The sequence below is a fragment of the Rhodococcus sp. JS3073 genome (genome assembly GCF_026810085.1).
In the GTDB taxonomy this organism is placed as follows: Bacteria; Actinomycetota; Actinomycetes; order Mycobacteriales; family Mycobacteriaceae; genus Rhodococcus_F; species Rhodococcus_F wratislaviensis.
In genome coordinates, this window is sequence record NZ_CP113951.1 from 3,355,001 (window position 1) to 3,377,966 (window position 22,966).

At 67.9% G+C, this 22,966-nt stretch carries 21 protein-coding genes (1 of these 21 only partly in view); 3 read left to right on the top strand and 18 right to left on the bottom strand.

Annotated elements, in window-relative coordinates; all coding sequences use genetic code 11:
• The 4 genes from OYT95_RS15120 to OYT95_RS15135 all read right to left on the bottom strand — a co-directional run.
• Positions 1–1,141 carry the 5' portion of a DNA polymerase III subunit delta' gene (locus tag OYT95_RS15120; protein WP_037228875.1) on the bottom strand. The gene continues 74 nt to the left of window position 1, outside the view, so only the first 1,141 of its 1,215 coding nucleotides appear in the window; its start codon is at positions 1,139–1,141; the stop codon falls past the left edge of the window.
• Positions 1,142–1,193: 52 nt separating this feature from the next.
• Positions 1,194–4,112, bottom strand: coding sequence for a type I DNA topoisomerase (gene topA / locus OYT95_RS15125; protein WP_112302057.1), 2,919 nt, complete (start codon positions 4,110–4,112; stop codon positions 1,194–1,196).
• A gap of 137 nt (positions 4,113–4,249) precedes the next feature.
• Positions 4,250–4,834 carry a hypothetical protein gene (locus tag OYT95_RS15130; RefSeq protein ID WP_268791848.1) on the bottom strand — a complete coding sequence of 195 codons (585 nt, stop codon included), beginning with the start codon at positions 4,832–4,834 and terminating at the stop codon, positions 4,250–4,252.
• A 141-nt stretch (positions 4,835–4,975) separates the two neighbouring features.
• Complete coding sequence (locus OYT95_RS15135) at positions 4,976–5,179, bottom strand: cold-shock protein (RefSeq protein ID WP_005248460.1); 204 nt, start codon at positions 5,177–5,179, stop codon at positions 4,976–4,978.
• A gap of 397 nt (positions 5,180–5,576) precedes the next feature.
• Between OYT95_RS15135 and OYT95_RS15140 the strand changes: the two genes are divergently transcribed.
• Entirely contained in the window at positions 5,577–7,940 is a 2,364-nt protein-coding gene (locus OYT95_RS15140; RefSeq protein ID WP_037228885.1) for a DEAD/DEAH box helicase, read from the top strand.
• 4 nt (positions 7,941–7,944) lie between these two features.
• Here the strand turns inward: OYT95_RS15140 and OYT95_RS15145 are convergent, their stop codons facing one another.
• Positions 7,945–8,727 (bottom strand): CoA-transferase subunit beta, encoded by a 783-nt coding sequence (locus tag OYT95_RS15145; RefSeq protein ID WP_268791849.1) that lies wholly within the window; start codon positions 8,725–8,727, stop codon positions 7,945–7,947.
• Complete coding sequence (locus OYT95_RS15150; RefSeq protein WP_037228888.1) at positions 8,724–9,644, bottom strand: CoA transferase subunit A; 921 nt, start codon at positions 9,642–9,644, stop codon at positions 8,724–8,726. The genes OYT95_RS15145 and OYT95_RS15150 overlap by 4 nt, the downstream gene beginning before the upstream one ends.
• A gap of 110 nt (positions 9,645–9,754) precedes the next feature.
• Between OYT95_RS15150 and OYT95_RS15155 the strand changes: the two genes are divergently transcribed.
• The gene (locus OYT95_RS15155) at positions 9,755–10,651 is read left to right on the top strand and encodes a LysR family transcriptional regulator (RefSeq protein WP_112302059.1); all 897 of its coding nucleotides are present in this window, start codon (positions 9,755–9,757) and stop codon (positions 10,649–10,651) included.
• A 9-nt stretch (positions 10,652–10,660) separates the two neighbouring features.
• Here OYT95_RS15155 and OYT95_RS15160 read toward each other — a convergent pair whose 3' ends face one another.
• The 8 genes from OYT95_RS15160 to ssd all read right to left on the bottom strand — a co-directional run bounded on the left by OYT95_RS15160 (position 10,661) and on the right by ssd (position 16,911).
• Positions 10,661–12,070 carry an MFS transporter gene (locus tag OYT95_RS15160; protein ID WP_268791850.1) on the bottom strand — a complete coding sequence of 470 codons (1,410 nt, stop codon included), beginning with the start codon at positions 12,068–12,070 and terminating at the stop codon, positions 10,661–10,663.
• A gap of 181 nt (positions 12,071–12,251) precedes the next feature.
• On the bottom strand, positions 12,252–12,608 hold the full coding sequence (locus OYT95_RS15165) for an Rv3654c family TadE-like protein (protein WP_268791851.1): 357 nt from the start codon (positions 12,606–12,608) through the stop codon (positions 12,252–12,254).
• The gene (locus OYT95_RS15170; RefSeq protein ID WP_112302062.1) at positions 12,605–12,979 is read right to left on the bottom strand and encodes a TadE family type IV pilus minor pilin; all 375 of its coding nucleotides are present in this window, start codon (positions 12,977–12,979) and stop codon (positions 12,605–12,607) included. Before OYT95_RS15170 ends, OYT95_RS15165 begins: the two co-directional genes overlap by 4 nt.
• Positions 12,979–13,197 (bottom strand): DUF4244 domain-containing protein, encoded by a 219-nt coding sequence (locus OYT95_RS15175; protein WP_037228900.1) that lies wholly within the window; start codon positions 13,195–13,197, stop codon positions 12,979–12,981. The genes OYT95_RS15170 and OYT95_RS15175 overlap by 1 nt, the downstream gene beginning before the upstream one ends.
• Positions 13,198–13,254: 57 nt before the next feature.
• Complete coding sequence (locus OYT95_RS15180) at positions 13,255–13,842, bottom strand: type II secretion system F family protein (protein ID WP_037228902.1); 588 nt, start codon at positions 13,840–13,842, stop codon at positions 13,255–13,257.
• Positions 13,839–14,630: a type II secretion system F family protein gene (locus OYT95_RS15185; RefSeq protein ID WP_174233892.1), complete on the bottom strand. Its 792-nt coding sequence runs from the start codon at positions 14,628–14,630 to the stop codon at positions 13,839–13,841. The genes OYT95_RS15180 and OYT95_RS15185 overlap by 4 nt, the downstream gene beginning before the upstream one ends.
• Positions 14,627–15,829, bottom strand: coding sequence for a TadA family conjugal transfer-associated ATPase (locus OYT95_RS15190; protein ID WP_037229300.1), 1,203 nt, complete (start codon positions 15,827–15,829; stop codon positions 14,627–14,629). Before OYT95_RS15190 ends, OYT95_RS15185 begins: the two co-directional genes overlap by 4 nt.
• Positions 15,826–16,911, bottom strand: coding sequence for a septum site-determining protein Ssd (gene ssd, locus OYT95_RS15195; protein WP_112302064.1), 1,086 nt, complete (start codon positions 16,909–16,911; stop codon positions 15,826–15,828). Before ssd ends, OYT95_RS15190 begins: the two co-directional genes overlap by 4 nt.
• 380 nt (positions 16,912–17,291) lie before the next feature.
• On the opposite strand from ssd, the gene OYT95_RS15200 reads away from it, so the two are divergent.
• Positions 17,292–18,128 carry an HAD-IB family hydrolase gene (locus tag OYT95_RS15200; RefSeq protein ID WP_037228907.1) on the top strand — a complete coding sequence of 279 codons (837 nt, stop codon included), beginning with the start codon at positions 17,292–17,294 and terminating at the stop codon, positions 18,126–18,128.
• 412 nt (positions 18,129–18,540) lie between these two features.
• Here OYT95_RS15200 and OYT95_RS15205 read toward each other — a convergent pair whose 3' ends face one another.
• Genes OYT95_RS15205 through OYT95_RS15220 form a run of 4 tightly spaced genes read right to left on the bottom strand, consistent with a single transcriptional unit; the run spans position 18,541 to position 22,954 of the window.
• On the bottom strand, positions 18,541–19,290 hold the full coding sequence (locus OYT95_RS15205) for an oxidoreductase (protein ID WP_112302066.1): 750 nt from the start codon (positions 19,288–19,290) through the stop codon (positions 18,541–18,543).
• A 28-nt stretch (positions 19,291–19,318) separates the two neighbouring features.
• Positions 19,319–21,064, bottom strand: a complete 1,746-nt coding sequence (locus OYT95_RS15210) for a dipeptide ABC transporter ATP-binding protein (RefSeq protein ID WP_268791852.1) — start codon at positions 21,062–21,064, stop codon at positions 19,319–19,321.
• Positions 21,061–22,035, bottom strand: coding sequence for an ABC transporter permease (locus tag OYT95_RS15215; protein ID WP_268791853.1), 975 nt, complete (start codon positions 22,033–22,035; stop codon positions 21,061–21,063). Before OYT95_RS15215 ends, OYT95_RS15210 begins: the two co-directional genes overlap by 4 nt.
• The gene (locus OYT95_RS15220; RefSeq protein ID WP_037228913.1) at positions 22,028–22,954 is read right to left on the bottom strand and encodes an ABC transporter permease; all 927 of its coding nucleotides are present in this window, start codon (positions 22,952–22,954) and stop codon (positions 22,028–22,030) included. The genes OYT95_RS15215 and OYT95_RS15220 overlap by 8 nt, the downstream gene beginning before the upstream one ends.
• Positions 22,955–22,966 lie beyond the last annotated feature (12 nt).

Genomic DNA, 22,966 nt, shown 5'->3' on the forward strand with positions numbered 1-22,966 from the left:
GCGGTTTGACATTGACGGTGATCGCTTCGCGGCACTCGAGGATGGCTTCGATGCACTTCAGGAGCCCTTCCGGAGTTGTCCGCGAGGCGAGGTCGGCTGCCCGATCCGCCATGTCCGGATGGTTCGCGGCCGCGTTCGATTTCCATGCGACGGCAAGCGCGTCGCGGTAGAGGCCGGCCAGATCGATCAGTGCACGGTCGAGTGCGTCACGGCCCGTGCGAGTGGCCCGGGACTTCTGGCGCTTCTCGAGATCCTTCAGCACGCCGGCCGAACCTCGCAGGGCTCCGGCCGCACCCTTGCCGGTGCCGCCCGCCCCCAGCGCGGTGCGCAACTCCTCGGTCTCCTGCTCGTCCCTGGACGCGCTCATCTCCTTCGCCTCCGCGTCGGCGGAACGCACCAGTTCCTCGGCCGCGGCGAACGCGGTGGCGGGCCGCAGCGCCGCGACAGCGAGATCCAGAGCGTCCTTACGGCGCACCTTGGCATTGAGATCCGTCGCGAGACGTCGGGCGCGCCCGACGTGACCGCCGCTGATCGAGGCAGCCAGCTGCGCATCGGCGGGGTCCAGGCCGTCCCGCTCGCGCAGGACCTTGGCGATGGAGTCGGCCGACGGGGTCACGAGATGGATGTGCCGGCAGCGCGACCGCAGCGTCACGGAGATGTCCTGCGGGTCGACGGAGGGCGCACACAACAGGAACACGGTGCGGTCCGGCGGCTCCTCCACCACTTTCAGGAGAGCGTTGGCCGCACCCTCGGTGAGCCGGTCCGCGTCCTCGACGACGACGATCTGCCAGCGCCCGGTGCTCGGCCGGCGAGCGGCGGTCTGCACGATGGCGCGCATTTCCTTGACGCTGATGCTCAGGCCCTCGGGGACGACCTGCCGGACGTCTCCGTGGGTACCGGCCATCGCGGTAGTGCAGGCGTGGCACACGCCGCAGCCTGGAACGCCGTCGCTGGTGCATTGGAGTGCGGCGGCGAAACATTGCGCGGCCACCGACCTACCCGATCCGGGCGGGCCCGTGAACAGCCACGAATGCGTCATCGAGGAGCCCATCGCACCGACTCCACGACGGGCGGCAGTCGCCGCGGCCGTCAGCTCGGCCTCGACGTCCTCCTGGCCCACCAACCGGTCGAATACCGTCACCGCGCCAGCCTAACCGGCACGTGCGACAACCCGGCCGGCCCGAGGTACCGGCTCACGCCTTCTTGTCCGCTGCCTTCTTCGCGGCCGCTTTCTTGGCCGGCGCCTTCTTGGCGGCGGTCTTCTTTGCGGCCTTCTTGGCGGGCGCCTTCTTCGCGGCGGCCTTCTTCTTGACGGGACCGCGGGCACGCCGATCCGCCAGCAGTTCCGAAGCGCGGGCGTCGGTGATGGACTCCACCTCGTCGCCCTTGCGGAGGCTGGCGTTGGTTTCACCGTCGGTCACGTACGGCCCGAACCGGCCGTCCTTGATCACCATCGGCTTCTCGCTGACCGAGTCGACACCCAGCTCACGCAGTGGCGGGGTGGCGGCGGCCTGACGTCCGCGGCGCTTGGGCTCCGCGTAGATCTTCAGAGCCTCGTCGAGGGTCACCGTGAACATCTGGTCCTCGGTGGCGAGGGACCGCGAATCCGTCCCCTTCTTCAGATACGGGCCGTAGCGACCGTTCTGCGCGGTTATCTCTTCCTTGGACTCCGGATCGACGCCAACCACCCGCGGCAGCGACAGCAGCTTGAGGGCGTCGTCGAGGGTCACCGTCGCCAAGTCCATCGACTTGAGCAGCGAGCCCGTCCGCGGCTTCGGACCGGTGGCCTTCTTCGCCGCCTTCTTCGCCGGCGCCTTCTTGGCTGCCGTCTTCGTCTTGGTCGTCCCGTCGCCCGATTCGTCGGTCACCGGCACCACTGCCGGTTCGGGCTCCGGTTCCGGCTCGGGAAGGATCTCTGTGACGTACGGGCCGAAGCGGCCCTCCTTCGCGACGATCTCGTGCCCGGTGAGCGGGTCGACGCCCAGCTTGCGGCCCTCCTGCGGAGTCGAAAAGAGCTTCTCCGCGTACTCCGGTGTCAGCTCGTCCGGCGGAAGGTCGTCGGGCAGGTTGGCCCGCTGGGAGATGAGGTCGCCCTCGGGGTCGTCCGGGTTCTGGACCATCCGCTCGAGGTACGGACCGAACCGTCCGACCCGGACGTGCACTTCCCGTCCCTCGGCGTCGTCGAAGAGCCTGATCGAGTTGACCTCGCGAGCATCGATCTCCTCGAGGTTGACGCCGACCATCTTCTTCAGGCCGCCCTCACGGGCAACCGAACCCTCGGCGCCGTGATCGCCGCCGAAGTAGAAACTGCTCAGCCAGTTGCCGCGCTGTTCGCGGCCACCGGCGATCGCGTCGAGATCGTCTTCCATCCCGGCGGTGAAGTCGAAGTCGACCAACCGCCCGAAGTGCATCTCGAGGAGGCCGATGACGGCGAACGCCACCCAGGACGGGACCAGCGCGCTGCCGCGCTTGTAGACGTATCCGCGATCGAGAATCGTCTTGATGATCGACGAATACGTGGACGGGCGGCCGATGCCCAGTTCTTCGAGGGTCTTGATCAGGCTCGCCTCGGTGTAGCGGGCGGGCGGGTTGGTGGTGTGACCGTCGGGATCGAGTTTGGTGGCGGTGACCGCCTGACCCTCGACGAGCACCGGCAGGCGCGACTCGGCGTCGTCGGACTGGCCGCCGGCCTCCTCGTCGACGCTCTCCACGTAGGCCTTCAGGAACCCGGCGAACGTGATGGTGCGGCCCGATGCGGAGAAGGTGCACTCCTCGCCGGTGCCCGCGGTTCCGGTGATCCGCAGGGTCAGCGTCGTGCCCCGCGCGTCGGCCATCTGCGACGCCACGGTGCGCTGCCAGATCAGCTCGTACAGACGGAACTCGTCGGTGTCGAGGCGGGAATGCAGCTGACCGGGGGTCTGGAACACGTCGCCGGCGGGGCGGATGGCCTCGTGCGCCTCCTGCGCGTTCTTGACCTTGCGCGTGTACTGGCGCGGTGTGTCGTGCACGTACTCGGCGCCGTACAACTCGGTGGCCTGCGCGCGGGCGGCAGCGATCGCCGACGACGACAGCGTCGTCGAGTCGGTACGCATGTAGGTGATGTAGCCGTTCTCGTACAGCCGCTGCGCGATGCGCATGGTCCGCTCGGACGTGAAGCGGAGCTTGCGGCCCGCCTCCTGCTGCAGCGTCGACGTCATGAACGGCGCGTACGGCTTGCGGGTGTACGGCTTGCTCTCGGCGGAGGAGACGGTGAGGTCGACACCGGCGAGGGACTCGGCCAGACGCTGCGCCCGCGCCTCGTCCAGAACCGTGACGGTGCTCGTCTTCAGCTGGCCGTCCGCGCCGAAGTCGCGGCCGGTGGCCACCCGGGAGCCGTCGACGCTCACCAGGCGCGCCCCGAAACTGCGGGGGCTGGCCTCGGCGCCGGCGTCGAGGGTGGCGGAGATGTCCCAGTAGGACGCCGAGCGGAACGCCATCCGCTCGCGTTCCCGCTGCACGATGACGCGGGTGGCGACGGACTGCACGCGGCCTGCCGACAGCCTCGGCATGACCTTCTTCCACAGCACGGGGCTGACCTCGTAGCCGTACAGACGGTCGAGAATGCGGCGGGTCTCCTGCGCGTCGACCAGGTCGTTGTCGAGTTCGCGGGTGTCCTCGGCCGCGGCGCGGATGGCCGGCTCGGTGATCTCGTGGAAGACCATCCGGCGAACCGGAATCTTCGGTTTGAGCGTCTCGAGGAGGTGCCAGGCGATCGCTTCGCCCTCGCGGTCGGGGTCGGTGGCGAGGAAGAGTTCGTCGGCGTCCTTGAGGAGGCTTTTCAGCTCCGTGACCTTGGACTTCTTCTCCGGACTGACCACGTAGAGCGGTTCGAAATCATGGTCGACGTTGACGCCGAGCCGCGCCCACGACTCACCCTTGTACTTGGCCGGGACGTCTGCGGCTCCGCGTGGAAGGTCGCGGATGTGGCCGACCGACGCCTCGACGACGTAGTTCTTTCCGAGGTACGGGGCGATCTTGCGGGCCTTGGTCGGCGACTCGACGATCACGAGGCGGCGAGGCTGGCCGGACGCTCCCGCCGCACCCTGTGCACTGCCGTTGTCCCCTTTAGCCACCTGTAGCCCGAGCCTTCCTGAAGTCGATCGCTGCCACTCGACAGTTGTGCAGACAAACCCTTTTATACCCGGTTCGCCTATTACTAGAGTGACATACCCGGAACCCATCCTCGCAGATCAGTACCGTCTACGCGGCTCTACACGTGGGGCCAACCGGTACGGTCGTCCAAATTTCCGGGCGCCTCACCGATGCTCTCGACGAGTCTGCCGAGCCTACGCCGACCCGAGATTCGGAGCCCCGGACCGGAGCCACGGGTGCCGATCAGCGTCGGCGCGATGCCTGCTCTCATCAATGCCTGAGCCAACGGCGCGTGGGTATCCGGGGCGTGCGGGTCGAGTCCGAGGACGAACCGCTCGCCCTCCGCTTCGCTCCTGCCCGACGCGAGTGCCCACACCCTCAGCTGACGCCCCGAAGGCACCCAGCCGGAGGGCACCGCCTTGACCGCTCCCCTCGTCCACTGGTCCGCGAGCGGCCGCAAGTCGACGACCGCTGCGGTGCGGACGAGCGGGCTGCCCTCGTCGCTGCGCGTGATCTCGACCTCGAGTCCGGCCTGGGCGATCAGCTCTGCAATAGCCTCCGCCCGCCACGGCGCGTCCACCACGATCGAGATGCGCGCACGCCCGGCCGATGTGACCACCTGGCCCGTCGCGGCGAGTAGACCGCACAAGTCGGTGACCGCCGGCGGCATCGCCTCTGCGGAGAAAAAGGAGAGCTGACTCACTGAAGTACCCCCTATTGCCACGGCACCGTTGCCGTGAAAACGACTCGTCCCCCACCGCCTCAGGCGATGGGGGACGAATCAGACGCGGCCACGAGGACCCCGCCTATCTGATTTACGTGTTCACGAATGTGAACGGCAGAATCAGACTGCGCGAACGCCGGTGGCCTGGGGGCCCTTGGTGCCCTGGCCGACCTCGAACTCCACGCGCTGGTTCTCCTCGAGGGTGCGGAAACCGCTGCCCTGGATCTCGGAGTAGTGAACGAAGACGTCAGCGGAGCCGTCTTCGGGTGCGATGAAGCCGAAGCCCTTTTCCGCGTTGAACCACTTCACAGTGCCCTGTGCCATGCTTTTCCTTCTCTTTCTAACCACCGGATTCGGCGGACAGCACATACAGTCCACCGGGCCGGTTCCGACCGCTGTACTTCTAGATTTCCCCCTCAGGAAAAGCAGAGCACCGCGTTCGCAACATCGATCCTGCGAACGTTCACTCTTTCAAGCCTACGAACACAGAAGCTGCGACCAGTTGTAGTCAACCATGAACTCCGCGAACGCAACAGTCGAAATCCGAACAATTCACACAAAAAGTTGATCTTGTAGCGAACAGGCGCGAAACAGCGGATTGACGCCGGGGTCGCGGCACCCCGCGCGACAGCCCCGAAGGGGCACTCGTTATCATCAAATGCGCAGGTCGTGGCGGTGTGGAAGCTACTCGCCCGTCCCCTACGACAGCCCGGAGACATCAGTGAGCACACCGTTTTCACCACGTGACGACAGTGGAAATACGGGCGAAACATACGGCCGAGCGCTGCTGAACCGAGTCCTCGAGGGTGTCCCCCGGGACGAAAACCCGCTCACTTTCGCCGCGGAAATGCCTGCCCGGACTTCTCAGCTGTCGGAATGGCCCGCGTGGGCGCACCCGAGCGTCGTCCGGGCCATGCAGGAGAACGGGATCCCCCGTCCCTGGACGCACCAGGCCGCCGCCGCCGACCTGGCCCGTCACGGGTCGAACGTCGTGGTGTCGACCGGCACCGCCTCGGGCAAGTCCCTGGCCTACCAGCTTCCGGTACTCACCACTCTGGCAACGGATCCGCGGGCGACCGCCCTCTACCTCTCGCCGACCAAGGCACTGGGCGCAGACCAGCTGCGGGCCGTGACGTCGCTCATCGACTCGGAAGTCCTGGATGCCGGGGACGACCTCCGGGGCGTGTGCCCGTGCGCGTTCGACGGCGACACCCCACTCGAGGTGCGGCACTGGGCACGGGAGAACTCGCGGTGGCTCTTCACGAACCCCGACATGCTGCACATCTCCCTCCTCCGGACCCATCAGCGATGGGCGCACTTCTTCCGCAATCTGGCCTACGTGGTGATCGACGAATGCCACTCCTACCGTGGTGTCTTCGGCTCGAACGTCGCGCTCGTGCTGCGGCGGCTCCGGCGCATCGCGGCCCGGTACGGCGCCGATCCCGTCTTCGTCCTCGCGTCCGCCACCACGGCGGACCCCGGGGCGGCGGCGTCGCGGCTGATCGGAGCGCCCTGCGCCGAGGTCGTGGAAGACGGTTCACCACACGGCCCCCGGACGGTCGCGCTGTGGGAACCCCCGCTCATGCGGGAGGTCACCGGGGAGAACGGAAGCCCCGTTCGACGGCCCGCCGGTTCGGAGGCAGCGCGCATCATGGCCGACCTGATGGTCGAAGGGGCCCGCACCCTCACCTTCGTGCGCTCCCGCCGGGGCGCGGAGCTGACCGCGATGGCGACCAAACGTCTACTCGGGGATATCGATCCCGAACTCGCGACGCGAGTCGCGTCGTATCGAGCCGGGTACCTCGCCGAGGATCGTCGTGAACTCGAGACCGCACTCGCCGACGGCACGCTGCTGGGGGCGGCGACGACGAATGCGCTGGAACTCGGCGTAGACATCGCCGGCCTCGACGCCGTCGTGGTCGCCGGGTTCCCCGGCACGGTAGCGTCGTTTTGGCAACAGGGAGGCCGGTCCGGCCGACGCGGCGAAGGGTCGCTCGTCGTCCTGGTCGCGCGGGACGATCCCCTCGACACCTACCTCGTCCATCACCCGTCCGCGCTGCTCGACAAGCCCGTCGAGGCGACTGTCACGGACCCGAGCAATCCGTACGTCCTCGGCCCGCAGTTGCTCTGCGCGGCAATGGAACTACCGCTGTCCGACGCGGAGGCCGAGGCGTTCGGGGCGATCGAGGTACTCGGGAAGCTGGCGGAGCAGGGCCTGATCCGCCGACGCACACACGGTTGGTTCGTCACCGCCGGCACAAATCCTCATGGCGCAGTGGATATCCGGGGTGGAATCGGAACTCAGGTGGCAATTGTCGTGTCGGAATCCGGACGCATGCTCGGAACCGTCGACACCGGCCGCGCTCCTGCCACGGCACATCCCGGCGCCGTCCACATCCACCAGGGTGAGTCGTACGTCGTCGACGAACTCGACCTCGACCAGGGACTCGCCCTGGTGCACGCCGAAGACCCGGACTGGACGACGTCGGCTCGCGAAACCACCGAGATCACCGTCACCTCGGTGCTCGAACAGAAGCAGTTCGGCGACGTCGAGGTCGCGCTCGTCGAGGTCGAGGTGACCCATCAGGTGATCGGATACCTCCGACGACTGTCTTCGGGCGAGATACTCGACGCAGTGGAACTGGACATGCCGAGGCAGACCCTCCCCACCCGCGCGGTGATGTACACCGTCACACCCGAACTTCTGGTGCAGGCGGGTGTTCCGGCCGAACGCGTGCCCGGTTCGCTCCACGCCGCCGAACACGCCGCAATCGGGTTACTGCCTCTTGTCGCGGTGTGCGATCGAGGCGACATCGGCGGGGTCTCGACGGCGTTGCACGCCGACACCGGACTTCCCACTGTGTTCGTCTACGACGGTCACGCAGGCGGCGCCGGATTCGCCGACCGCGGGCACGCCGAACTCACCCGCTGGCTCGGCGCGACCCGGGAAGCGATCGAATCGTGCGAATGCACCTCGGGGTGCCCGTCCTGCGTGTACTCGCCGAAGTGCGGAAACGGCAACGACCCTCTCGACAAGGACGGCGCGATCCGGGTCCTGACGGCGGTACTCGACTCGCTCGGCTGAGGGTTCAGCGCAAATACAGCCGAACCTTGTCGATCACGTCGCGGAGCAAATGAATCTCCTCACCGGTCGGCGGGGCGGTCACCGTGAGATCGTCGGCCACCTGCAATTCCCAGCCGGTCTGCGCTCGCACCTCGTCGACGGTGACCCCCTCGTGCACGCTGACCAGTTCGAGTTCGTCGAACGGGCCCTGCCGCGACAGCACCCCCAGGTTGGTGAACACCTTCGTGACCCCTCGACCGCGGGGCATGATCCCGTCACCTGCCGCCCGGGCCCGGACAGGACTCGGCGACGTGCAGAAGTCGAGTTCCGCGGGGAAGGCGCTCGGGTCGTGTCGCCGCATCACCACGAAGATCTCGCCGGCGTTGGGCATGATCTCCACCGCGCCACCGGCGCCGGGCAGCCGGACTGTCGGCTTGTCCCAGTCTCCGATGATGCTGGTGTTGAGGCTGCCGTACCGATCGATCTGGGCCGCGCCGAGAAATCCGACGTCGACGTTGCCGCCCTGCAGCACGTAACCGAACAACGCCGACATCGACACCACCGACTCGGCGCCCGACACGACGACCGAGTCGGCGATCCCCTCGGCCATCGCGGCGGGGTGGGCGCCGCACACTCCCGATTCGTAGATCAGTTCGACGTCCGGGTTGCTCGTCCTCTTGGCGAGATCGACGGCGAGCGTCGGCAAGCCGACGCCGGCGAACACGCGCCGCTTCCCGGCGAGTTCGCGGGCGGCGACGGACACGATGACCTCCGTCGCCGAGATCGCTCGGACTGGTGCTGTGGTCATTTCCGGCTCCCGTAGTCGACTGGTTCGGAGAATCGAGGCTCGACGGCGAGGTCGTTCCAGTAGTCGTCGCCGAGTTTGTCCAGGTACTCGTCGTGATTCGCAGTGCCGTGGATCCATTCCTTCAGCCAGGCCTGCAGGAGTCCGGAGTCCTTGCTGATGGCGGTCCAGCGCCGGTAGAACGCGCAGTCCCGGTCGTAGTAGCCCTGCACGTAGGACGGATGCGCCCCGCGCGGACAGACGACCACGGCATCGACCGCGTGGGAGGGGATCAACGTGCGACTGGGGTCGGAGCGGACGACCTCGTCGTCGACGATCTCCTCGACGACCACGATCGCCTTCCGCGCGGCGTACACCGCTTCCTGCTGGACCCCGGAGATACCCCAGATCTGCACGTTGCCCTGGCGGTCGGCGCGCTGCGCGTGAACGATCGTGACGTCCGGGTTCAGCGGAGGCACGACGTACACGGTGCCCTCCCCGTAGGGATCGTCGACGAGTCGAATTCGGGGATTGAGCCGGGGAAGGTCGCTTCCCGCGTAGGAGCGCAGCGGAAAGAACGGGAGGCCGGCGGCACCCGCCTGATAGCGGCAGACCATTCCGTAATGGCTGTACTCCTCGACCTCGAGGGCCACCGGATCGTGGTGCTCGATGCGGCGTCGTAACTCGTGCAGTGATCCGGCCGAGCCGCTCGCGAAGAACGAGGCCACGAGCTTGGTGACACAACCGGCCGCCACGAGTTGATCCGACACGATGTCGGGCGTCATCCGGCACAGCGTGAGGTTCTGCCGTTCCTGCCGGATGATCTCGTGCGCAGCCGCGAACGAGATGAGATGCGAGAAGCCCTCGAGGCACACGGTCATGCCGTCTTCGACGTACGTTCCTATGGCTTCCGCCATGCTGACCACTTTGCTCATCGCCATGCCCTTCTCCGGAACGACGGGAGGTCGCCTCGGGACCCTCCCCGCCGGATTACCGCCGTGTGAATCAATAGTGTTGACAAATCTGTTGCTGGAACTGCAATAGTTCTCCCGTGGAGATTTCTCAGATCACTGCCTTTCTCGCGGTCGCCGAGGAACTGCACTTCGGCCGGGCAGCGCAGCGCCTGCACTCGGCCCAGCCGCCGTTGAGCCGAACGATTCGGCAACTGGAAAAGCAGCTCGGGGCAACTCTTTTCGAAAGAAACACCCGGAACGTTCGCCTCACGCCGGCCGGTGAGGCACTGCTCGGCCCGGCGCGCGAGATCCTGGACGCCTGCCGGCTCGCGGAGATCGCCGTCGCCGCCGCCGGGCGCGGACAGGTCGGCCGGGTGCGCATCGGCTTCGCCGGAGTCTCGTCCCACCTGCTCATCGGGCGGTGGGCCAAACTCGTCCGGCACACCCACCCCGGAATCGAATTCGTTCTGGACAGTTCCGCTTTCGCGAGCGAAGCACTGAACAAGCTCCTCGACGGAACACTCGACATCGGTCTGGTCCGGTGGATCTTCACCCCGCCCGGCATCGCGTCCCGCGTCATCCTCAACGAGGACTTCGTGGTGGCCGTACCCACCGACCACGCGCTGGCAGGCAGTGACAGTGTTCGCATCGAGGAGCTGGCCACCGAGCCCTGGGTGACGCTGCCCGCCGATCCCGGATCGGCGCTGCGCGACTCCCTGCAGAGGGCGGCCCATGACGCCGGTTTCACGCCCCGGATCGTGCAGAGCGCCCCGGACTCGATGGCGCTGATGGCGTTGGTGTCCGCGGAGGTCGGCTGTGCGTTGACCGTCTCCTCCGTGGCCGAGAACGTCAACAACCCGGACGTCGTGTTCCTCCCGCTGGTCGGCGGTCCCAGCACTCTGCAACTGCGGATCGCGTGGAGAGCGGACGACGACAGCGCCGCGTTACGGGAAGTCCTCAGGCTGTCCGAGGAGGCATTGCCCACTCCGGACTGAGCCGGACGGTCAGGAGTGGGCTGTCGCACGTGTCTGCCCTGCGCTCGGAGCGGTGTCCACCGCATCGTCCTCATCGATGTCGAGCTGCAGTTCGTCCGCGTCGGATTGCTCCGCGGTCGACAACCGGCGCGCGTCGAAGCCGGTCCGATTCAGCAGCAACAGCGTGCAGATCAGGGAGACTGCGGCATAACCGGCCGACACGAACGCGACACCGACGATGTTTCCGGACGAGTTGAGCATCCACTGCGCCAGCACCGGGGTGCCGCCGCCGACAACCAGCGAACACAGCTGGTAGGCCGCCGAAAGACCGGTGTAGCGAATGTTGGCGGGGAAGGCACGCGCGAGCACTCCGGCGATGGCGCCGTAGAACATCGAATGCGGAATGGTCGCGAGGCACATCGCGACGACGGCAATGGCGAAGTTCTCGGTCCGGATCCCGAAGAACATTGCCGGCATCAGGATGAACTCGGGAATCACCATGATGCACATGGCTTTCCGCATGTCGATCCGGGACACCAGGACGGCGCCGAACGGCTGCACGATGAACTGGACCACGAGTGCGATGGCGATCGCGCCGAGGAACGCGCCCCGGTCGTAGCCGAGTTCGCTGGTGGCCCACGACAACGCGAAGGTGTTCTTGAAGTACGTCACCTGGGCCAGGGGCAGCGCGCCCGCACCGAGGAGAACGAGGACCCAATGCTTGCGCAGCACCTCACCGATCGGCAGTGCGACGGTCTTCTTGCGCTTCAGCACGGTCTTCATCGCGTCCGACTCTTCGAGCTTGAGGCGGATGATCATGCCGACGATCACCAGGGCCGCGGAGATCAGGAACGGGATTCGCCAGCCGTAGAGCACGAAAGCCGGGGTGGGCATGGCGGAAAGCAGGAAGAACGCCATGGTCGCCAGGAGGTTTCCGGCGGGCGACCCCTGCTGGGCGAACGCCGAGTACAGAATCCCCTTCCCCTTGGGTGCGTTCTCGCTGGCGATCAGGACCGCCCCGCCCCATTCACCGCCCACTGCCACACCCTGGACGACCCGGAGGAATACCAGGGCGGCGGGTGCCCATATCCCGATCTGCGCATAGGAGGGCAGGAGTCCGATTCCGACGGTCGCGGTGCCCATCATCATGAGCGTGATGACCAGGGTGTTCTTTCGACCGATCTTGTCGCCGAGATGGCCGAAGACGATGCCGCCGATCGGGCGGGCGAGGAACCCCGCCCACAGCGTGACGAACGCGAGCAGGGTGCCCATGCCCGCAGGCAGGGTGTCGGAGAAGAACACCTGACCGAAGACCAGCGCCGACGCGGTGCCGTAGATGTAGAAGTCGTACCACTCGATCGTGGTGCCGATGAACGAGGCGATGCCCGCCCTCCGCGCCTTTGTCTCGGCCTCGGTCCGCTTCGGTGGTGCCGTGGTCATGTAATGCCCTCTCTCGCCAAAGGGAGTGGTGTGGATGAAAACCAGCTCGCATCAGTGAGACTCGCATCACAGGATCGATGCCGTCCAATACTTCCTGAGCGGGGGATTGTTACCGATCTGGTCATAATCAGGGAAACCTCCCACACGCTGGAGCGACACCGACCACCGCGACGCTTCGATGTCACTCCGCGGGACCTGCCCTCGCCACTGCCCGGGCGTCCCGGACACCCAGCGAGGACAGAAGCACCGGCGCGGTGACCGCCACTTCGACGTCCCAGTCGTCGATCTCACAGGACACGACTTCGGTGCGCATTCGTCCCGCGACCTCCCTCGCCGCGGCACACGGCGCCTCGGTACCGCGGTCCAGCCCGACGGCCGCGGCGAGGGCAGCCAGATCTGCGGCGGACTGCGCCCGGTGCCGCACCGATACCGCCGAGCCGACGTGCACGAGCATCGCCGTGACCACCATCAGCGCCGCGAGCGCACAGCACGCAGTGACGGTCACGGAACCGCGGTCGTCGGTGATCCCCGAACTCACCGCCCTCCCCCGCTCCACCCCGGCACCGCGGGTTCGAGAGCAGCCACCGCCTCCGCGGAGATGTTCACGAGCGGAAGAAGCGGACTGCGAGCCCGCACGGTCGCGACGACGAACTCCCCCTCGGACCGGACCGACACGTCGGCGCCGTCGGGGGCCACTCTCGCCGCCGTGGAGATCGCCGATTCGCGATCTCCACGGGCAGCGAGCCGCGCAGCCTCGCGGGCGGAGTCGACACACCGGACGTGCAGCGTCGCCGCGGTGATCGCTCCGACACACAGCACGACCACCGCCACGATCGACGCGATCGCGATAGCCGCCTCGACCGTGACGCCCCCGGCCTCCGACCGGCGCAGGTTCTCGGCCGCGCTCATCACACCGCGGTGTTCAGCGCTTTGTCGATGATGTTCGTCAACGCCGTGACAATGCTGTCGCCGGTGACGACCGAATACAGGACTGCGCCGAAGGCCGCGGCCGCGATGGTGCCGATGGCGTACTCCGCGGTCGACATGCCGTCCTCGTCCGTCGCGAGCAGCGTCAAGCGGGCGGTCAGTGCTCGCACTTCCGCCAAGGCCTGGATTCCGTGTCCCATGGTGTTCCCCCTTCAGAGTGTCCGGCGCAGCGGTTCTGCGCCGGAAGTGTCGATGTGTCACAACAGCCCGCCGTCCAGCACGCGTGAGGCCAGCCCGACGACGACCGGGATGATCCCGAGACAGATGAATGCCGGCAGGAAGCACAGCCCGAGGGGGCCACTGATCAGCACGCCCGCCCGTTCGGCCGACGCCGCCGCCAGGTGCTCGACCTGGATTCGGCCGTCGGCGGCGAGTTCCGTCATCGAACCGGCGAGCGACGACCCCGATGCGGCCGACCGGCGCGCCATGCGGGCGAGCGATTCGGTGGCCGGGTCCGACGCCGCCGCCTCCCACGCGGTCGCCGCGTCCGCCCCCAGCGACAGCAGGTCTGCGGCGCGGCGCAGCGATTCCGACAGAGGCGCGGGCGCCGACCGCGACACGGCCTGCGCCGCGGTCGCGACCGGCAGTCCGGCGCGCAGGCACGCTGCCAGCAGGTCGAAGGTCGCGGCGATCGCGAGCGGGTCCTCGCGGCGCGCGGTGTCGTCCACCGAGGACGCCGCATCACCCGGGCCACCGGTGTCGCCGCGCAGTCGCTGCATCGGCGATCGGGGTGCGGGCAACACCAGCACGGCGCCGGCGAGGAGAAGTACCACGCACCAGATCATCCCGTCACACGTCCGGTGATCCGGTCGGTCCACAACAGGCCCGCGCACACCAGTCCTGCCCCGAGCAGCAACAGGATTCCACCCACACCCCCGCCGAACAGCACCGCCAAAGGCGACGCCCCCATCATCTGGCCGAGACCGACACCCAGGAGCGGCAGCCCGGCCAGTACGGTCGCCGTGGCCCTCGCCCCGGCCAGCGAGGCCTCGGTTCGCTGACGGAAGCGACTGCGTCCCAACAGGTCCGTTCGTGCCGCCTCGAGCAGTTCCGCCAGTGCGAGACCGTGCGCGTCGGCCACCGCCCAGATGTCGGCGATGCGCCCCAACTCGGCACCGACGCGGGAGTCCGCGATCCGGAACCCGTCGGCGGCAGATCCTCCGAGCCGCGACCGCGCCGACGCGGCCCGAAATGCAGCCGCCACACTGCCTGCCGACTCGTCCGCGGCCGTCTGGCATGCCGCAGCCGGATGGGCGCCCACACGAAGTTCCGCTGTCACGACCTCGAGGCTCGACAGTATGACACGCAGATCCGCGTCCTTGGCTCTCGCCGACCTACGTCGTGACGATCTGAAACGCACTGTTGCACAGACGATCATCGCAGCGAGAACCGCACAGAGTCCGCCCAGTTCGTACACGATCGGAATACCGGCGAGCGCCGCCGGAACCACCCAGGGCAGACGCATCCGGCGCCGGGGACCCTCCCTGCCCGTCACCGCGAGCAACCGGGGCCGCGATCGTGCGGACGGCACCGCCAGCACCGCACAGGCGAGCACTACCAGACCGGCGATCACGACGGCACCTCCGTCTCCGAACCCTCCGGTCCACGCCGGGAACACAAGTGACGGAGCCGGTCCACCGCCGGACCCTCACCCGTGTCGTGGTTCCAGGCGGGCATGATCGTGACGTGCCCGTACTCGTCGCGAGTGACGACACCGATCTGCGTCAGCCGCCGCGCCCCGCTCGAAGACCGGTGGACGTGCAGGATCACCTGGACGGCGGCGGCGAGCTGACTGTGCAGCGCCGAGCGGTCCATTCCGCCCAGTGCCGCAAGCGCTTCGAGCCGGGCGGGAACCTCCTCGGGCGAGTTGGCATGCACCGTTCCGGCACCGCCGTCGTGGCCTGTGTTGAGAGCCGTCAGCAGGTCGACGACCTCGGCGCCGCGAACCTCGCCGACGACGATCCGGTCGGGACGCATACGCAGGGATTGACGGACGAGGTCCCGGACGGTCACCTCACCCACACCCTCGACGTTGGGTGCGCGGGCCACGAGCCGGACGACGTGCGGGTGCGTCGGCGCCAACTCCGCGGCATCCTCGACGCACACGATCCGTTCCGCTTGGTCCACTGCCCCCAGCAGCGCCGCCAGCAGCGTGGTCTTGCCTGCGCCGGTGCCGCCGGTGACCAGGAAGGCGAGCCGCGCGTGCACGATCTTCACCAGCAGGTCGTGGGCCGCCTCGGCCACGGCACCGCCCGCGACGAGCGCGCCGAGCCCCTGGGTGGCCGGGCGCAGCACCCGCAGCGACAGGCAGGTGCCGCCCTGAGCCACGGGGGCGAGGACGGCATGCAGCCGCACACCGAACGAGCCGTTTCCGACGTCCCGCAGTCGTCCGTCGACCCACGGCTGAGCGTCGTCGAGACGGCGTCCGGCAGACAGCGCGAGACGTTGGGCGAGTCGGCGCACCGCCGCCTCGTCGGTGAAGCGGACGGCTGCGCGTTCGAGCCCGCGGCCTCGGTCGACCCAGACCCGGTCGGGCGCCGTGACGAGCACGTCCGCGACTCCGGGCTCCGTCAGCAACGACTCGAGCGGCCCGGCACCGGTGAGTTCGGTCATGAGCACCCGCAGTGCCCCGAGCAGGTCGGTGTCGCCGAGCACGCCGCCCGACTCGGTGCGGATGGCAGCGGCGACCGTCGCCGGCGTCGGCTCGCCGGACGTGTGCGCGAGACGTTCGCGCACCCGGTCGAGGAGGTCGGGGGTGACGAGGGAACTCATGCCGCCCACTCCCGCGACCGCGGTCTGCTGCCGACCGTGTCGAGGACCGCCTCGGCCGCGACGCCCAGCGGGGAGCGCCTGCCAGGCCGCAGTCCGCCGTGTTCGAGCATTCCGGTGAGCGCGCGCTCGGCGCGCATCGACGCGATCAGCGGCAGGTCGAGAACCTCCGCGACGTCGGCGCCCCGAAGCCCGCCGGGTGCCGGACCGCGGACCACGAGTCCCTGGTTGGGGTTCCTCTCGGTGATCCACTGCGACGCCTTTCCCGCGGCGATGCAGGCCCGGACAGTCGCGGGCACGACGAGGACCACCAGATCGGCGAGTTCGAGGACGGTTTCCGTGACCGGGCCGGGAAACCGCGACACGTCGCACACGACCAGATCGCCCGCATGGCGGCCGGCCTCGGTGACCGCACGGACCGCGGCCGCTGTCGGTCCGGCGCCGTGCCCCGTCCTGCTGCAGGCGAGCACCCGCAGCCGCTCGCCGCGGGCGGGGAGGGCGTCCCGGAGCGCACCCGAGGAGATCCGGCCGCCTTCGATCGACAGACCCGACCATCGCAGTCCGGGCACGTCCTCGATGCCCAGCAGCACGTCGAGGCCGGACCCCCACGAATCGGTGTCGAGCAGAAGTGTGGACTGCGGTCGCGACGCGGCGGTGAGGGCTGTCGCCGCCGCCAGCGTGGAGGCGCCCGCACCGCCGCATCCACCGACCACGGCGACGACGGTGCCGTCCGCTTCGGGACGCTGGGGTTGTTCGCCGAGCACGGCGACCAGTGCCGACTCGTCCTCGGGCACGGCGAGCACGTGTTCCGCACCGACCGCGGTCGCGATCCGCCACTCGTCGATGCCCGGCGGCCCGTCGCACAGCAGCACCACACGGCGCCGCCGTGGGAGCCGGTTGCGGCACGCTGCGGCTGCGCGCGCGTCGAGCACGACGATCGGGGCGCTTCCCCAGAGATGCCGGGCGTCGGCGACGTCGACCTCGTTCAGCGCCCGGTCGGCGGCTGCCGCCACGCGCCTGATGCTGTGCAGCAGTGCCGGGTCGTCGATCAGAACCAGCACTTCACCCCCGCCTTCTGCGTCCATGCAGCGAGCGTGCCCGCTGCCGGAGACCGCCGGAAGGGGCTCAGCTCGAACTGTGGACAACTTCGGGCCTGTGGATAGAAACTGGTACTGCCGCACCAATTTAAGTACTTCGGGCCGAGGAGGCGGCAGACCTGCCGCAGACAGAGGACGACCCTCGCCAGGGGGGGAGGAGGCGAGGGTCGTCAGTGTTCAGCCCCGGGGGGTCGGGCTGAACATCGTCCGGATCAAATCCGGACATCAGCAATACTACACCTCCCCCGATCAGTATTTGCAAGTTCAACTGTTGAACGTTCCGTCGTGTCGATAGTGCCGAAAGACCCTTCCTTCGACCGTTCATACGAACCCCCGCCCCACCCGAAGTCCGCATATCCTTGGAAATTGTGACCGCGAAGCCACAGAGAAGTGCCAAGACAGGTCGACACACCGAGACAGGTCGGATTGCCGCATTCTTCGACCTCGACAAGACGATCATCGCGAAATCCAGCACCCTCGCGTTCAGCAGACCGTTCTTCGACCAGGGCCTGATCAATCGCCGATCGGTTCTCAAGAGCAGTTACGCGCAGTTCCTGTTCCTGCTGTCGGGCGCGGATCACGATCAGATGGAGCGGATGCGCGCCTACCTCACGAGCATGTGCGCGGGCTGGAACGTGGACCAGGTCCGGTCCGTGGTAGCCGAAACCCTCCACGACATCGTGGACCCACTGGTGTTCGCCGAGGCCGCCGACCTCATCGCGGACCACAAGTTGCGGGGCCACGACGTCATCGTGGTCTCGGCGTCCGGCGAGGAGGTGGTGGCGCCGATCGCCGAGGCCCTCGGGGCCACGCGAAGCACCGCCACCCGCATGGCGGTCGCGGACGGGCTCTACACGGGCGAGGTGGAGTTCTACTGCTACGGCGAAGGCAAAGTGGACGCGATGCGGCAACTGGCCGACGAATATCACTACGACCTGTCGGCATGCTACGCCTACTCCGACTCGGTGACCGATCTCCCGATGCTCACCGCGGTCGGCCACCCGACTGCGGTCAACCCCGACCGCGCGTTGCGGAAGGCCGCGGCCGGAAACGGTTGGCCCATATTGACTTTCTCGAATCCGGTCTCCCTCCGGGCACGCCTCCAGGCGCCGTCCGCCACCACCGTCGCGACCACGGCGGCGGTGAGTGTCGGAGCCCTGGTCGCGGGCGCATTCACGTATGGAGTGTTGCGCCGCAAGCGCTGACCGCCGCAACCCGCGACACGGTCACAAACCGAATTTGATACTTGCTGTGAGGGGGGTCACGGGGTACAAAGGAGTTACGGAAGAACGGAAGGCCAAGGTCGACCCAGAAGAGAAGGATCGATCTCCCGACCAGGATTCCCAGCACGGGCACTAGGTACCCACGCGAAGCATAAGCCACTATAAGGGCAGAAGCGTTGTGGGCCTGCGAGACTCGAGTCTTCACCGGCAAGGACCCTGCACAGGTTGCAAGGACGACCCGACGATATTCGGACTCTCGCCGAGGCCACCCACACAACCCACCTTGCACGCTTGGTAACCGGTTGTCCGTGCTAACGGGCGGCGAAGTCGACACCAGTCGGCAGCGCCGCCCGTTTCACGTGTTCGGTAAGTTCTTGCAGCGCAAAGGATTCGACTAACTCGCTGCGGCCTCCGCGATCGACGTGGCTTCCCGCGCTCCGGCCTCCAGGGCGCCGCAGCACAGGACGACCCAGCTGCCGACACCCTCCGGCTCGCCCGACGCGAACGCTGCAGCCCCGTTGCGGTACACCTGCTGCCGGCGCAACCAGCTCACCTCCGGCACCCCGAGATTGTGCGGATCGAGCCCGCTCGACACGGAAACCAGACGCGACGCGGCGCGCGCGACGATGCCGTCGCCGACCCCGAACGGCTTCAGCGTCAACAATTCCCCGTGCACCACGGCTGCCAGAACCGGCGCGGGTGCGGCCGTTCCCCCCGTCACGAGCTGTGCGAGACCGTCGAGCCGCTCCGCGACGCCGGACCCGGCCCGCGGCCTGCCGAGCAGTTCCTGATCCTCCACGAGGTCGGCCGCGGCCAGCAGATGCAGCCGTGCGAGGGCCTGCAGGGGTGCCCGCTGCCAGGTGGACTGCAACAGCGTGAGGGCGTCACCGTCGAGGGCCTGCCCGACACGCAGTGCCCCCGACAGAATCGGGTCGCCGGCCTCGCCGGGGGCGGGTAGCTCAGTGCTGCCGCCGTCCAGCGACGCCGAGGCGCGGGCCGCCCGGACCGCCGCCTCGGCCGCCGTCGTCGGCCAACCGCGCCGGTTGGTCTTGTGGCGGTGAACCGCACCGAGTGCGTCGCGCGCACGGTCCGCGGCTTCGCGGACGCCGGGAAGGTCGACGAGGGGCTGCAACGGGTCGCTCACGTATCGGAACGCTACCCGGCGCCCCGCGTCAGGCGCCGAGCCGGATCGATCCCCCGGGAATCGCATCCAGCAGCTTCCGCGTGTACTCCTCCTTCGGGGACGTGAAGACCTCGTCGGTGGTCGCTTTCTCCACGATCGCGCCGGTGGACATGACGAGCACGTCGTCGGCGATCTGCCGCACCACCGCCAGGTCGTGGGTGATGAACAGGTACGTCAAACCCAGCTCCGCCTGCAAGTCGTTCAGGAGGGTGAGGATCTGGTCCTGGACCAGCACGTCGAGCGCCGACACGGCCTCGTCGCACACCACCATCTCCGGCTGCAGCGCCAGCGCCCGGGCGATCGCCACACGCTGCCGCTGGCCACCGGACAGTTCGTTCGGGAACCTCCGCATCACCGAAGCCGGCAGCGCCACCTTGTCCAGCAGATCGCGTACCCGCGCTTCGCGCTCCGCCTTCGTCCCCACCTTGTGGGTGCGCAGGGGCTCCTCGACGGTGCGGAAGATCGAGTACATCGGGTCGAGCGTGCCGTACGGATTCTGGAAGATCGGCTGCACCCGGCGGCGGAACGCGAGCGTCTCCCGGCGGTCCAGCGTCGCGACGTCCTTGCCGTCGAACACGACATTCCCCGACGTCGGCGCGAGAAGTCCGAGGACCATTTGCGCGACCGTCGACTTGCCCGACCCCGACTCGCCGACGATGGCCGTGGTCGTCCCGCGCCGGACCGCGAACGACACGTCGTCGACGGCGGTGAAGTCGGTGGACTTCCGTAGCCCGTGCCGGATCTTGAACACCTTGGTCAGCCCGGTGGCCACGACCACGTCGTCGGTCGCCTGGCCGAAGTCGACACCGATCTCGCCGTGCTGTTCGGCCTCGCCGACCACCTCGAGGGCATGCTCCCGGATGTCCGCCCGGGCCAGCGAGGAACTCCGGCGTTGCGACGCCAGCGACGGCGCCGCCGCCACCAGCTTCCGGGTGTACGGGTGGCGCGGCCGCTGCAGGATCTCCAGCGCCGGCCCCGCCTCGACCACCCGCCCCTTGCTCATGACGATCAGGTGCTCGGCCCGCTCGGCGGCCAGGCCGAGGTCGTGGGTGATGAGCAGGACCGCGGTGCCCAGCTCGTTGGTGAGACCGTTGAGATGGTCGAGGATCTGGCGTTGGACCGTGACGTCGAGGGCCGAGGTGGGCTCGTCCGCGATCAGCAGTTGCGGGCGGGCCGACAACCCGATGGCAATGAGGGCGCGTTGGCGCATGCCACCGGAGAACTCGTGCGGATACTGGCCGAGGCGGTCCTCGGCGTCGGCGAGTCCGGCCTCTTCGAGCAGCTCGGCGGCACGGGCCTTCGCTGCCTTGCCCTTCGCGATCCCGTTGGCTTCCAACGCCTCCTCGATCTGGAAGCCGACCTTCCACACCGGGTTGAGGTTGGACATCGGGTCTTGCGGGACGAGGCCGATCTTCTGACCGCGCAGCGCGACGAACTCGCGCTCCGAGGCCTCCGCGAGGTCCTGCCCCTCGAACAGGATCCGACCGCCGGTCACCTTGCCCGTCCCGGGAAGAAGGTTGATGATCGCGTGGGCGGTCGTGGACTTGCCCGAACCGGACTCACCGACGATCGCCACCGTCTGCCCCGGATACACCGTGAGGCTGACACCGCGCACCGCGGGCACGAGCCCGGAATGGGACTGGAACGACACTTCCAGGTCCCGGATCTCGAGCAGCGGCACCTCGTCGGCCGAATGCTTCTGCCCGGCTGGTTCGTTCGTGGACACCGCGCTCACCTCTTCCGGGCCTTGGGATCGAGCGCGTCCCGGAGAGCGTCGCCCATCATGATGAAACCGAGCACCGTGATCGCCAGCGCGGTCGCCGGATAGAACAGGATCGGCGACCCCTGACGCAGCGTGACCTGGGCGGTGCTGATGTCTCCGCCCCACGAGATCTCGGTGGACGGAAGACCGATGCCGAGGAACGACAGCGTCGCCTCGGCCACGATGTAGATGCCGAGCGAGATGGTCGCGATCACGATGATCGGGGCGAGGGAGTTCGGCAGCACGTGCCGGACGAGGGTGCGTATGTTCGACACACCGAGCGCCCGCGACGCCATCACGTAGTCGTTGTTCTTCGCCGAGATCACCGCGCCACGAGCGATTCTCGCCATCTGAGGCCACCCGAACAGAGCGAGAACGACGACCAGCGTCCAGATGGTGCGGTCGGCGAACAGCTGCATCAGGACGATCGCGGCGAGGATGAGCGGAATGCCGAAGAAGATGTCGGCGACCCGGGACAGCAACGAGTCGGCCCAGCCGCCGTAGAACCCGGCGACCGCACCGAACACCACGCCCACGACGAGCACGATCGACGTGACACCGACCCCCACCAGCACCGACGCCCGCGCCCCGTAGATCGTGCGGGAGTAGATGTCGCAGCCCTGCTTGTCGAATCCGAACCAGTGCCCCGCCGACGGACCCTGCATGCTGAACGCGAGATCGCAGAACCTGGGGTCGGTGCTGGTGAACAGACCGGGGAAGGCCGCCACGGCGATCACCACGACGATGATCACCGTGGCGACCAGGAACAGCGGACGTTTGCGGAGGTCCCGCCACGCATCCGACCACATGCTCGTCGGCGGCTGGTCGATGTGGACGGCGTCGGTCTCTCCCGGCGCCGCCACTTCTTCGGGTGCCACGAAATGCGCCTGACGGGTCTTCCGGTCGCCCGTCCGGGGCGACTCGTTCTCCACTTTCTCAGACATAGCGAATCCTCGGGTCGAGCGCGGCGTACAGGAGGTCGACGAGCAGGTTGGCGAGCAGGTAGATGACGATCAGCACCGTCACGAAGGACACCACCGTCGGCGCCTCACCACGGGTGACCGCCTGATAGATCGTGCCGCCGACACCGTTGATGTTGAAGATGCCTTCCGTGACGATCGCGCCGCCCATCAGGGTGGCAAGGTCGGCGCCGAGGAACGTGACCACCGGGATCAGCGAGTTCCGCAGCACGTGCACCTGCACCACTCGGCGCCGCGAAAGACCCTTGGCCGTCGCGGTTCTCACGTAGTCGGCAGTGAGGTTCTCGGCGACCGACGTCCGGGTGAGCCGGAGCACGTACGCGAACGACACCGACCCGAGGACGAACGCGGGCAGCAGCAGATTCTTGAAACTGGTGTTGCCCCCGACCGTGGGCGGCACCAACCCCCATTTCACGCCGACGAAGAACTGGGCCAGGAAGCCGATGACGAAGATCGGGATCGCGATGATCACCAGGCTCACGAGGAGGACGGAACTGTCGAAGATGCCGCCCTTGCGGAGTCCGGCCCACAGGCCGAAGCCGATCCCGAAGATCCCCTCGATGGCAAGTGCCATCAGCGACAACTTGATGGTGATCGGGAATGCCTGCGCCAGAACCTCACTGACGGGGCGGCCGGAGAAGGACGTACCGAAGTCGAGGGTGAAGATGCCCTTCAGATACAGGAGGTACTGCGTCAGGAACGGCTCGTCGAGGTGGTATCGGGCACGGAGTTGGGCCGCCACCGCGGGGCTGAGCGCCTTGTCGCCGGCCAGCGCGGCGATGGGGTCTCCGGGCAGCAGGAACACCATCGCGTAGATCAGGAACGTGGCCCCGAGGAACACGGGGATCATCTGGAGCAAACGGCGACCGACGTACCAGAGCATCGGATCACCTCC